We start from the raw sequence: 12,929 nt of genomic DNA on the forward strand, positions 1-12,929 counted from the left end.
GGAGGACAACGTGCCGTTGGACACGGATGAGAACCAGGACAGCACGCGGTACAAGGTCGTGCTCAATCACGAGGAGCAGTACTCCATCTGGCCGACCGACCGGGACAACCCGGCGGGTTGGCGGGATGCCGGCAAGGTCGGTGACAAACGCACCTGCCTGGACTTCATCAACGAGGTGTGGACCGACATGCGGCCGCTGAGCTTGCGGCGGCAACTCGACCAGGAAAGGCCATGAGCGGGTACAGCAAGGGCTACCCACTGCGGGAACTGCGAGCCTTCGACGGGTGGACCACGGGTCCGCTCGACAGCTCGCTGGGCGAGGACGACATCGCGTACCTGCGAGACGACCTGGCAGTGGTCCGCGACCCGGTGGTCGCCGACGCCGCCGTGATCTTCAGCTCGACCACAGCGCAGTGGCGGGACTTCTGCGCGTTCACGTTGGGATTCCCAGCGGTGGAGGGAAGGACAGATGGTGACTGACTCGCACCCGGTGCGGCGGGAAGCAGCCGTGGACACGTTGGCGACGATGATCCAGCGGCACGCTTCGCGCACCCCCACCCAACCCGCGTGCGTCATGCTGGGCCGCGAGGGCCAACCGGTGGAGACCCTGACGTACGGCGACTTGGACCGGAAGGCGCGCGGCGTCGCGGCAGCGTTGCGGCGGCGAACCACCCACGGGGACAGGGTCCTGGTCTGGCAACCGTCCGGTTTGGACTTCGTCGTCAGCTTCTTCGGCTGCGCGTACGCCGGACTGGTCGCGGTGCCCATCCCCTACCCCGAGTCGTTGACCGGCGGGACGCGGTTCCTCAGCCGCGTGCAGTCGATCGTCAAGGACGCCTCCCCCGTGCTGGCGCTGACCACCCCGGCCGCGGCGGAGTTGCGCTCCCAGTACGACCTCGGCGGCCTCGAACTCGCCACGGTCGACCAATTGACCCGCACCCCGGCGGAGGAGTGGACGGCCTCGGACACCGCTGCCTCCGACCTCGCCTTCCTCCAGTACACCTCCGGGTCGACCAGCGCACCGAAGGGGGCGATGATCGCTCACGAGAACGTGCTGGAGAACTTCGCCGCGGTCGCCGGCGCCATGCGGGTCAGCACCGATCCCGCGATCGCGGCGAGGTTCCGGACCGTGAGCTGGCTGCCGCTGTTCCACGACATGGGGCTGGCGAAGCTGCTGCTGCCGATGTACCTCGGCGGCACGGCCGTGCTCATGGCACCGACGACGTTCATCATGCGGCCGCTGGTGTGGCTGGAGGCGATCGATCGGCATCGCGCGGTCATGTGCAGCGCGCCGAACTTCGCGTACGACCTGTGCGTCACGAGGACAACGCCCGAACAACGCGAACGACTGGACCTGTCCTGCTGGGAGTACGCGCTCAACGGCGCCGAACCGGTACGCGCGGAGTCCCTGGAGCGGTTCCGGCAGGCGTTCCGGCCGGCGGGGTTCCGCGACACGGCGTTCATGCCGTGCTACGGGCTGGCCGAAGCGACGGTCTACGTCAGCGGTGGACGGCGGCCGGAGGACCGCCGGCTGGTGACCGTCGACAGCGACCTGTTGGAGGACAAGGGAATCGTCAGGGAAGACCCAGGCGCTCAACGGAAACTGGTGCCGTGCGGGCGGGTTCCGGAGAACCTGACCGTGCGGATCGTCGATCCCCAGACGTGCGAGCCGTGCCCGCCGGACAAGGTCGGCGAGATCTGGGTCGCGGGCGCCAGCATCGCGCAGGGGTACTGGGGTCAGCCGGAGGCGACCGCGGCGAAGTTCCACTGGAAGGTACCCGGGGTGGCGGGCTCGTTCCTGCGCACCGGCGACCTGGGCTTCTTCAGCGAGGGGCACCTGATCATCCTGGGCCGGCTGGACGACCTGATCATCATCGACGGTCGCAACCACTATCCGTCCGATGTGGAGCTGACCGTCACCGCGAGCCACCCGGCCCTGGCGTCGAACCGGTGCGCGGCCTTCCGGTACGAGGTGGACGGTGAGTCCCGGTTGGGGGTGGTGGCCGAGGTCGCACGCCGGTTCCGAGTCGTACCGGACGGCCCGGCCGAGTCCCGGAAGTCCGGCGAGGTGACCGAGGCCGAACTGCTCCAGGCGGTTCGCCAGCGGGTGGCCGAGGAGCACCAGCTCGGCGTGGCCGCGGTCACGTTACTCAAGCCGGGCGGCCTGCCGACCACTACGAGCGGGAAGGTGCAACGCCGGCACAGTCGGCAGCTGTTCCTGGAAGGCGCGCTTCGCACCTGGTAGCGCACGGTTGAGGGGAAACCGAGGGGGTGTCCTGATGACGGACCTGGCGGCGCGGATCGCCGAACTGCAACCGGGCAAGCGGGCCGAGCTACGGCGACGGCTCTGGGAGAGAGGGATAGTCGCACAGGCGCTGGACGGCGAGCAGGAGTACGCCCCGCCCTCGTTCACCCAGCGTCGGATGGTGTTCCTGCACGAGATGGATCGGCACAGCACCGCCTACGTCAGTTCGGTCCCGTGCCGCCTCACCGGGCGGGTGCGACCCGACGCCCTCGAACACGCCCTGAACGAAATCCTGCTTCGCCACGAGGCGCTACGGACAGCACTCGTGGTGCACGAGGGCGAGATCAAGCAACGGGTACGCCCCGCCGAACCACGCCAGCTGCCGATCATCGACCTGACCGGGCTGTCGCCGACACAGCGGCAGCAGGAGCTGCGTCGGCTGATGGCGACCGAGGAGTCGGCCCCGTTCGACCTCGCCACCGACCCCCTGGTGCGGTTCCACCTGCTGCGGATGGACTGGCACGAATCGATCCTGCTGTTGACGTTCCACCACGCGGTCGTCGACGGCTGGGCGCTCGCGGTCTTCTCCCGTGAGGTCGCCGCGTTGTACGACGCCTACCTGGCCGACAAGCCCAGCCCGTTGCCCGAGTTGCCGTTGCAGTACGCCGACTACGCCCGCTGGCAACAGGACTGGTTGGCGAGCGAGGAAGCCGCCGACCAGATCGGGTACTGGACGGCGCAGCTCGCGCGGGCACCAGAACTGCTGCGCCTGCCCACCGACCGGCTGCGGCCCGCACACGCGAGCTATCGCGGTGCCGCGCACAACTTCGTCGTTCCGGACACGGTACTGGACCGGATCCACGCGGTGGCCCGGGAGACCGGCGCCACGCTCTACATGGTGCTCCTGGCAGCATTCCAGACCGTGCTGGCGCGTTACAGCGGGCAGGACGACATCCTGGTCGGTACGGCCGTGGCCAACCGCAGGTTCACCGAGTTCCACTCCCTCATCGGGTTCTTCGCCAACTCGGTGGTGCTGCGGGGCCGCCCGTCCGGGCACGTGCCGTTCCGGGAGTTCGTCCGCCACACCAGGACGACCTGCCTTGCCGCCTACGAGCACCAGGACATCCCGCTGGACCTGCTCGTGCAGACGATCCAGCCGGAGCGCGACCTCAGCCGCAACCCCGTCTACCAGGTCAACTGCGTGCTGCACAACCAGCCCGAGGCGGTCGAGATGGCGCCGGGCATGGTGATCACCCCGCTCGAGGTCGAGCAGACCGGTGCCCGGTTCGACCTGGACCTCAGCCTCGTCGAGACCCCAGCCGGGCTGGAGTGCCAGCTGATCTACGCGACGGATCTGTTCGACCACTCGACGGTGGCGCGGATCGCGCGGTCGTTCACCGTGCTGCTCGAAGCCGCGGCCCACGCGCCCGACACCCTGCTACGCGATCTCCCGATGATGACCGAGGATGACCAGCGGCGACTGCTCACCGAGGGCAACGGCACCGACCGCGCCGTCCCGGACACGACGGTGGTCGAGTTGGTCGAGGCACAGGCCCGGCGCACGCCCGACGCCATCGCCGTCACCGCCTCGACCGAAGAGCTGACCTACGGCGAACTGAGCCAGCGGGCCAGCGCGTTCGCCGAACACCTGCGTGGGCTCGGTGTCGGACGTGGATCACTGGTGGGCGTGCTGCTTTCCCGGTCGCCGGCGTTGCCAGTCACACTGCTGGGCATCATGAAGGCCGGGGCCGCCTACGTCCCCCTGGATCCCCAGCACCCCGACGCTCGGCTGCGGTGGCTGCTCGACGACAGCACCGCCGGGTTCCTGGTCACCGAGTCCCAGTTCGCCAACCGGTTGCGGCCCGAGACCGCGCGGATCGTCCTCGTGGACGAGTGGTCCGCGGACGGCGCCTTGAGCGAGGTTCGGTGCCGGCCGGACGACCCGATGTACGTGATCTACACCTCGGGTTCGACCGGCGGCCCCAAGGGGGTGATGCTGTCACACCGCAACCTCGTCAACTACCTGCTGTGGGCGGTGGAGGCGTTCGCGGTCGCGGAGGGCGACGGGGTGCCGCTGCACTCCTCGCTGAGTGCGGACATGACGGTGACGAGCGTGTTCGCGCCGTTGCTGGTCGGACAGCGGTTGATCCTGCTGGACGAGTCCGGCGCGCCCGGGGAGGCGTTGCGGACCTGTGCGGAGCGGATGACCAACCTGAGCTTGGTCAAGCTCACGCCATCGCACCTCCAACTGCTCGCCGATGCCGCCGTCGACAGTCAGTGGGCCCGGTCTCTGGTCGTCGGCGGTGAAGCCCTGTACGAGGAACAACTCCCCCAGTGGCACACGGCCAGGCTGTTCAACGAGTACGGGCCCACCGAGACAGCTGTGGCGTGCGCGTGTTACGAAACCGCCGACCAGGTGGGTTCGCGGGTGCCGATCGGGCGGCCGATCCACAACACGTGCTGCTACGTCCTCGACGACCGGATGCGTCCGGTTCCGGTTGGCGTGGCGGGGGAACTCTACGTCGGCGGTGCCGGTGTCTCGCACGGGTACTGGCGGCGGCCTGACCTGACCGCGGAACGGTTCGTGCCGGATCCGTTCGGGCAACTGCCCGGAGGGCGGCTGTACCGGACGGGCGACCTCGTCCGGTGGCGCGGCGACGGCGAGCTGGAGTTCCTGTCCAGGGTGGACGACCAGGCCAAGGTGCGCGGCCATCGAGTCGAGCCGGGAGAGATCGCAGCGGTGCTGGAGGGGCACCAGCACGTCCGGCAGGCCGCCGTCGAGGTCGCCGACCGCCCCTCCGGTGCCGAGCTGGTCGCGTTCGTCCGGGTTGAGGCGGGCACGCCCGATCCCGGTCAGGCGGAGAACGTGGTCGACCAGTGGGAGATGCTGTACCAGAACCTGTACGGGGACCTACAAACCTCGCCGACGCCGTTCTTCGACCTGGCCGGTTGGACCAGCAGCTTCACCGGTAGCCCCATCGCCGAGGACGAGATGCGGTCCTGGCTGGACAACACCGTGGCCGCCATCCATGCCCTGCGGCCCCGCCACGCGCTTGAGATCGGCTGTGGCACCGGAATGATCCTGGCCCGCGTCGCACCCGAGTGCGTCAGCTACCGGGCGACGGACCTGTCCGCTTCGGTGGTCGACCACGTCCGGGAGGCGTTGGCCCAGGCCGTGCCGGACCTCGTGGACCGGGTCGACCTGCGGGCCGCACCGGCGCACCGGAGCATCACCGAAGGTGATGAGTACGACACCGTGATCATGAACTCGGTGGTCCAGTACTTCCCGTCGGTCGACTACCTCACCGACATCATCCGGCAGGCTGTCGCCGCGATCCCGGTACGCGGCCACGTCTTCGTCGGGGACGTCCGGAATTTCGCGATGTTGGACCTGTTCCACACCGACGTCGTCATGCACCAGGCGGCGAACGGGGACACCGCCGGCACCCTGCGCGCCCGCGTCCGGCGCGGTGTCGACGGCGAGGAGGAACTGTGCGTCGACCCGCGCCTGTTCACCGACCTGGCACAACGCTGGGAGCGTGTCAGCGCTGTGCGGGTGGTGCCAAAACCCGGGCCGTACCGCAACGAACTGGTCTCCTACCGGTACGACGTCGTCATCGAGGTCGGCGGGAACCGACTTGAACAGTCCGAATGGGACAGTCACAACGCGGTCGGCATGGACCTCGCGGCGATCGAGAACCTGCTGACCGGGCGCCAGCCGCGACGGATCCAGCTGCGGAACCTGGCCAACTCCCGGCTGTCCGAGGCGCTTGGCGGGCGTGTCGCGCTGGCCGACGCACCGGCCGGAGAAGTGCCGCGCGCGAGTGTGGCGGCACCAGCGGGAATCGATCCGGACGAGGTCCGCGCGCTGGCCGAGCGGCTGTCCTACGAGGTCGACCTCAGCTGGGCAGCTGGCGCCCCCGACGGCTCGTACGATGTGCTCCTCCAGCCAACATCTGCGCCCGCGGTTGCCAACCCCGCCGCGCCCAAGGCTGCCGGTTCTGGCGAGTACGCGAACGACCCGATGTGGCGAACGACCGCCGCACGAAGGCTCACCGCGGTGGCGGCGCACGCCAAAGCACACCTGCCGGCACACATGGTGCCCGCCCGTTACGTGCTGCTGCGCGAGTTCCCCTTGACGCCCAGCGGCAAGGTGGATCACCTGGTGCTGCGGGAGTTGATGGCGCTCGACGACCGATCACACGCGCACGGCCGGGACACACGGCCGCTGACACCGACCGAGCGGACGATCGCCGACATCTGGGAGGAACTGCTCGTCAAGGACGGCATCGGGTCGGACGACCACTTCTTCGAACTGGGCGGCCATTCGCTGCTCACGTTCCAGCTGCTGTACCGGCTGCGCGACGCGCTCGGGGTCGACATCCCGATACGCACCCCCTTCGAGAAACCGGTCCTGGCCGACATGGCGGCAGCGGTCGAGGAACTGTGCGCTCAGGCCTCGGGTTCCACCACGCCCGCGCTGGCACCTGTGCCCCGCACTACCTTGATGCCCACTTCCCGCGCGCAGGAACGCCTCTGGTTCCTGCACCAGCTCGCGCCCGACAATCCTCGGTACAACGTCCCCCTGTACGTCCGGCTGACCGGGGACCTGGACGTGCCAGCCTTGCACCACGCGCTCAACGAGATCGTCCGCCGGCACGAAGTGCTCAGGACGGTGCTCGTCACCGAGGACGGCCGGCCCTACCAGTCCGTACAGCAGTACCAGCCGGTCGACCTGGTCACCGTGGACGTCAGCACCGTCGACGATCCCGAGGCCGAGGCGATGCGATTGGCGCTTGCCGAGTCCGTCCGGGCGTTCGACCTGGCCAACGGCCCCGTGATGCGGACCCACCTGGTCCGGCTGTCCGCCACCGAGCACTTGCTGCTGGTGAGCGTGCACCACATCTCGTTCGACGGGTGGTCCACCGGCGTGCTGCTGGACGAGTTCAGCGAGCTGTACGCGGCGCGGCAGGAGAACCGTCCGCCGGTGCTGCCCGATCTCCCGGTCCAGTACGCGGACTACGCCGTGTGGCAACGTTGTCTGCTCGACGAGGGCCACCTGGCGAAGGCCCGGGACTACTGGCGCGACCAGCTCGCGGGCATTCTGGAGATCCCCGCGCTGCCGATGACCCGTCCCCGCGAGGCCCCGGCGCAGTTCGTCGGCCACCGGGTGGAGTTCACCATCCCGAGCACGACCGCGGACAAGATCCACGCCCTGGCCCGGCAGGAGGACGCGACCCTGTTCATGGTCCTGCTCTCCGCGCTGTACGCGCTGCTGCACGAGCGGACCGGCTCGACCGACCTCGCCGTTGGCGCGAACCTCGCCAACCGGTCGGACCCGGCGGTGGAGAACCTGATCGGCTTCTTCGTCAACCAGGTCGTGCTGCGCACCACTGTGGACGGTGAACCGACCTGGCGGGAGCTGGTGTGCCGGGCACGTGCCACGACCTTGGCCGCGTACGCGCACCAGGACCTGCCGTTCGAGGAGGTCGTGAAGGTGGTGAACCCGCCACGCGACCGCGGCCACAGCCCGCTGTTCCAGACCAACCTGATGCTGGACAACACCCGGCGCGGCAACCGGACGCTGCCTGGTGTCCGCCTCGATCCGCTGGAGTTCGACCTGGACACCACCCGGTTCGACCTGACCCTGCTGATGGCCGAGGAAGGTACGACGATCGTCGGCGCCTGGGAGTACGACGTTCAGGTGTTCGACCGGGATGCGGTCACCCTGCTGGCGGCGGACTACGTGCGGCTCGTGACCGCCCTCGCCGAGCAGCCAGACCACCGGGCCGAGCTGTCCCGCCCCCGACCGGAGCGGGGCAAGACGCACGGAATGGACAGGAACAGCGTGCGGGGCCGCCTGCGCGAGCTGAAGCGAACCGCGCCGAAGAAGGTCATCGCGAACTCCGCGGACCTGGTTGGCCTGGCTCCTCTCGCACCGGGGACCACCCTGCCGGTGGTGGCCACACCGAATCAGGAACAGGTCGACCTGGTCGCGTGGGCGCGGAATAACCGAGCCATGCTGGATGATGCGCTCCTCACCAGCGGGGCGCTGTTGTTCCGCGGCTTCGAAATCACCGAATCCGAGGAACTGGAACGGTTCGCCTCCGTCTTCGTGACCGATCTGTTCGTCGACAACGGCGAGCACTCGCAGTCCTCGCTGAACGGCCGAGCCTACCCGCCCACGCTCTTCCCACCGGAGGAGAAGCTGCTGTGGCACAACCGGGACTCCTTCAACGACAGCGGCCCAGGACGGATCTGGTTCTGCGCCAAGTGCCCGGCGACATGGGGTGGGGAGACGCCGATCGTTGACAGCCGGGTCATGTACCGGACCCTCCATCCGGACCTGCGCGCGGAGTTCGCCGCGAAGAACGTGATGTACCTGCGCGGGTACGGCACCGGCCTGGGCCTCGACTGGCGCACGGCGTTCCGGACCAACAGCCGTGCCGAGGTCCAGGCGCGGTGCGTCGCGCAGGGCCTGCGGTACGAGTGGCGGGACGACCGGCTGTACACCTCGGCGGTACGTCCTTCGGTACTCCGCCATCCGGTGTCCGGCGAGTGGTCGTGGTTCAACCAGGCGCAGCACTGGCACCTCTCGTGCCTCGACGAGCGGACGCGGAAGTCGATCCTGGCGACCTTCGATCGTGACGAACTCCCCCGGGACTGCCGGTTCGGCGACGGCACTCCCATCCCGGACGACGCCATGGCCGAGATCTGCCGGGTGTACGCGGAGTTGGAGGTCAGCTTCCCGTGGCAGGTGGGTGATGTGCTGATGCTGGACAACATCTCGGTCGCCCACGCCCGCAACCCGTTCGGTGGCAAGCGGAAGCTGCTCGTGGCCATGGGCGACATGATGAGTTTCGGCTGATCCACTGGGATCAGCTGCTCGAGAACGGACGAGGTCATGGCGGTTCAGGTCGAGGGATATCGGCTGTCTGCACAGCAGTTGCGCGTGTGGCAGCAACGGCAACGCGGCCGGGAGTGCCGGGCGCAGGCACTGGTCCGGATCCGTGGCCAGCTGGACGTGGACCGGCTGGCGTCCGCCTTCGCCACAGTGGTTCGGGAGCGCGAGATGCTGCGCACCTCGTTCCATCCGGTACAGGACGGAATGACCGCGGTCCAGGTGGTGTCCGATGAGGCACCTCTGGTCGCGGTGCGTCGAATTGTCCTTAATGGACAGTCGCATCTGGAGCGGATCCGGCGCGCGGAGTGGACCGCGCGTGGCGACCTCCACACGGGATCGCCGCTCAGGGTGGTGCTGATCACGCGTGGACCCGACGACCACGCACTGCTGATCACGACCACGGCCCTCGTCGTGGACAGCGCGGCATTGCGCACGATAGTCGCCGATCTGGTGTCGGCCTACCGGCAGGATCCGTTGGACCATGTCGGTCTTCGACACAGCCAACTCGCGCAGTGGCAACATGAACTGGGACAGGAACCGCAGGAGGAGGCCGTCGCGCTGCTGCGCCGCCGGTCCGTGAACACCCTGCTGCGTCTGCCACTCGCGGGCGGGCATCAGGAGGGCGCACTGACCGACGGCCGGTACGTGACCGTCGAGATGCCCCAGGCGCTGCACAGCTGCGCCGCCAGGTTGAACACGTCGGTGGAATGCGTTTTGCTGGCGTGCTGGCAGGTCCTGCTGTCCCGGGTCTCCGGCCGGCCAGACCTGACCGTCGGCACCTGCTTTCCCGGCCGGGACCTGGACGAGTTGCGGGACTGTGCCGGGCCGCTGGCCCGGTGGGTCGGCGTGCGCAGCGAGATCGGCGAGGACACCAGGTTCAACGAGCTCGTGGCAAGCACCGAGGCCGAACTGTCCGAAGTGGACGAGTTGGCGGAGTGCCTGCTCGACCCCTACGCCACCGAACCCGTCGCATGGGAAGCGGCCTTCGAGTACAAGACCGCGGTCGAACCGCTGGCCGCCGGAGCGGTCACCTTCACCTTGGACTGGGAGGACGTCGAGGCCGAGTCGTACGACCTCAAACTGGAGTGCGTGGTCGGTGCGGACACGGTCCGATTCGTCTGGCACTACGTACCGGACCGCTTCGCACACGACTACGTGACCGTCTTGGCCCGGCAGTACGCCACCGTTCTCGCCGAGGTGACCGGTGACCCGACGGTCCGGGTGGCCGACCTCGACCCACTGGACGCGCCGACCCGGCACGACCTCGTGGTCCGCTTCAACCTGACGGCCAACACCGAACCTGCCCGCTGCCTCCACGAGCTGTTCGAGGACCAGGCGGCCGCGACCCCGAACGCGGTTGCGGTGCACAGCGGTGATGAGCGGTTGTCGTACCGCGAACTCGACGAGCGGGCGAACGCCCTCGCCGGGGTGCTGCGGGCGCGAGGCGTCGGCCCGGAGGTCCTGGTCGGGGTCGGCGTGCGGCATTCGGCGAACCTCGTGGTGGCGTTGCTCGGCGTCCTGAAGGCCGGGGGCGGGTACGTGCCCTTGGACGTCGACCTTCCCGCACACCGGGTGGCCACGTTGCTGGGTCGGGTCGGCTCGACGCACCTGGTCACCGACGACCCCGACCGGTGGGTCGGCGGCTTCGAGGTGCTGGACATCACCGAGAGCAGGCCGACCTGCCCTCGCCCCGACTCCGGGGTGACACCGGACAACCTGGCGTACGTGATCTTCACCTCCGGGTCGACGGGTGTCCCGAAGGGCGTCATGATCCCGCACAGCGCCGTGGCCAACTACGTGCGGTGGAGTGCCGCCGCGTACGGAACAGCCGACACGGCAGCCGTGCTGCACTCCTCGGTCGCGTTCGACCTGACCGTCACCAGCCTGTTCACACCGTTGGTGGCTGGCGGTTCGGTGCGGATCAACCCCGCGTGGCGGGACGTGCTACGGCTGGCCGAGGGCCTGCCCACTCTGGACGAACCCGCGATACTGAAGTTGACCCCGTCGCACTTGAAGGTACTGAACCACAGCTTTGACCAACTCGCCGGTCGGGTGCGGGCGCTCGTCGTGGGCGGTGAGGCGCTGACCGCGGACGTCGCCCGGCCGTGGCGCGATGGGCCGACCAGGTTGTTCAACGAGTACGGGCCAACCGAAGCCACCGTCGGGTGCAGCGTCCACGAGGTCACCACCACGACAGGACCGGTGACGATCGGGCGGCCGATCGCGAACACCCAGATCTACGTGTTGGACCAGCGGCTACGACCGGTCGGCGTCGGTGTCACGGGCGAGATCTACATCGGTGGTGCCGGGCTGGCCAGGGGCTACCACTCGGCCCCCGGCCTGACGGCGCAACGGTTCGTGCCGGACCCGTTCGCGAACACCCCCGGCGGCCGGCTCTACCGGACTGGTGACCTGGCCTGCCACACGCCCGGTGGAGGCCTGCACTACGTGGGCAGGGTGGACGACCAAGTCAAGATCAGGGGTGTCCGCGTCGAACCCGAGGAGGTACGCGCCGCCCTCCTGGAGCACGAGGCTGTCCGCGACGCGGTTGTGGTGGCGAGCAACGACGAGAACCGCGGCACACGCCTGGTCGCGTACCTCCTCGCCGACGCCCCGCCCGAGGCGGAGATCGACGCGTTCGTCCGCGAGCGCCTCCCGGCGGAGCTGGTCCCGGAGGAGTACCACCGGATCAGCGAGATCCCGTTGACCACGAACGGGAAGGTCGATGTCCGCTCGCTGGCCGAGCAGTCCACGACAGCCCGGTCGCGCCACCTGGCCCAGCCCGTCGACACGGTGGAACTGGTCATCCTCCACTGCATGGAGGAGTTGCTCGGTACCCAGGTCGGTGCGGACGAGGACTTCTTCGACCTGGGTGGGCACTCGTTGCTCGCGGTGCAGCTCATCGCGAGGATCAACGAGGCGATGGGCCTGAGCCTGCCCGTGACCGTGCTGTTCGACGCGGATGACGATGACAGTGGCCATCGGCTGGCCTCCGCCACACGCCTGGCGCGGCTGGTGCGCACCGCCAGCTCGTCGGTCCGACTGGGCAGTCTGGTGCGTTTGCGCAGGGACGGTGCCGGGCTGCCATTGATCTGCGTTCACCCGGCAGGGGGCGATGTGCTGGGGTTTCGTTCGCTGTCCCTGCGGCCGGAACTGGGCCGTCCGGTGTACGCCCTGCAAGCTCCCACCGAACCGGACGCCGGTCAGGACGTGACCGGCCTGGCCGACCGGTACGTCGCGGAGGTCGCCGGGGTCCCCGGACCGCACGTGCTGCTCGGCTGGTCGATGGGCGGCCTGGTCGCGCTGGAACTGGCCCGCCGGTTGGCCAGCGCGGGTGAGCGCCCCGCCATGGTGGTCCTGGTGGACACGTACCCGCCCGAGCTGCTGCTCGATGGCGATCCGGTGACCATCCAGGACGTCACCGGCCAGGACCCGAGCGAGCTCTCGGCGGTGGCGAGGGAGCACCTGCAACGACGCCTCGAGCTGTACCACGTGCACTCGCTGGCGGCCAGCAGGTACGTGCCAGCGCCGTGGTCCGGACCCGTTGCCCTGCTACAGAGTGCTGACACCGACCCGGCTGTGCGGGAGAAGGCCAGCGCGAGGTGGCGGGAGTTGTGCCCGGGTCTGGTGGACACCCGGGTGATCGCGGGCGACCACTTCTCGCTCTTCCAGGAGCCCCAAGTCGGGGCGATCGCGGAATTCCTGGCGGAGATGGCAACCCAGGGCCATTGAGCCCGCACCAACGGAGGTGCAGCCGATCGCACAGGGCGACGCCGCGTT

Annotated in this window: 5 protein-coding genes; all 5 read left to right on the plus strand. The window is 69.0% G+C overall.

Annotation, left to right across the window (positions count from 1 at the left end; genetic code table 11):
• Positions 1 to 10 precede the first annotated feature (10 nt).
• From KALB_RS23375 to KALB_RS23395, 5 genes are read left to right on the plus strand one after another with little or no spacing between them, the layout of a single operon-like run.
• The gene (locus tag KALB_RS23375; RefSeq protein ID WP_420811785.1) at positions 11 to 235 is read left to right on the plus strand and encodes an MbtH family protein; all 225 of its coding nucleotides are present in this window, start codon (positions 11 to 13) and stop codon (positions 233 to 235) included.
• Positions 232 to 480, plus strand: a complete 249-nt coding sequence (locus KALB_RS46735) for a hypothetical protein (RefSeq protein WP_030110917.1) — start codon at positions 232 to 234, stop codon at positions 478 to 480. Before KALB_RS23375 ends, KALB_RS46735 begins: the two co-directional genes overlap by 4 nt.
• Positions 470 to 2,245, plus strand: coding sequence for a fatty acyl-AMP ligase (locus KALB_RS23385; RefSeq protein ID WP_025358134.1), 1,776 nt, complete (start codon positions 470 to 472; stop codon positions 2,243 to 2,245). Before KALB_RS46735 ends, KALB_RS23385 begins: the two co-directional genes overlap by 11 nt.
• A gap of 34 nt (positions 2,246 to 2,279) precedes the next feature.
• A complete protein-coding gene (locus KALB_RS23390) occupies positions 2,280 to 9,113 on the plus strand; it encodes a non-ribosomal peptide synthetase (RefSeq protein ID WP_025358135.1) in 6,834 nt (2,277 codons plus the stop codon).
• Positions 9,114 to 9,149: 36 nt separating this feature from the next.
• Positions 9,150 to 12,881 (plus strand): non-ribosomal peptide synthetase, encoded by a 3,732-nt coding sequence (locus KALB_RS23395; protein ID WP_030110920.1) that lies wholly within the window; start codon positions 9,150 to 9,152, stop codon positions 12,879 to 12,881.
• The last annotated feature ends 48 nt before the right edge of the window (positions 12,882 to 12,929 follow it).

Source organism: Kutzneria viridogrisea DSM 43870, from assembly GCF_000525635.1.
In the GTDB taxonomy this organism is placed as follows: Bacteria; Actinomycetota; Actinomycetes; order Mycobacteriales; family Pseudonocardiaceae; genus Kutzneria; species Kutzneria viridogrisea.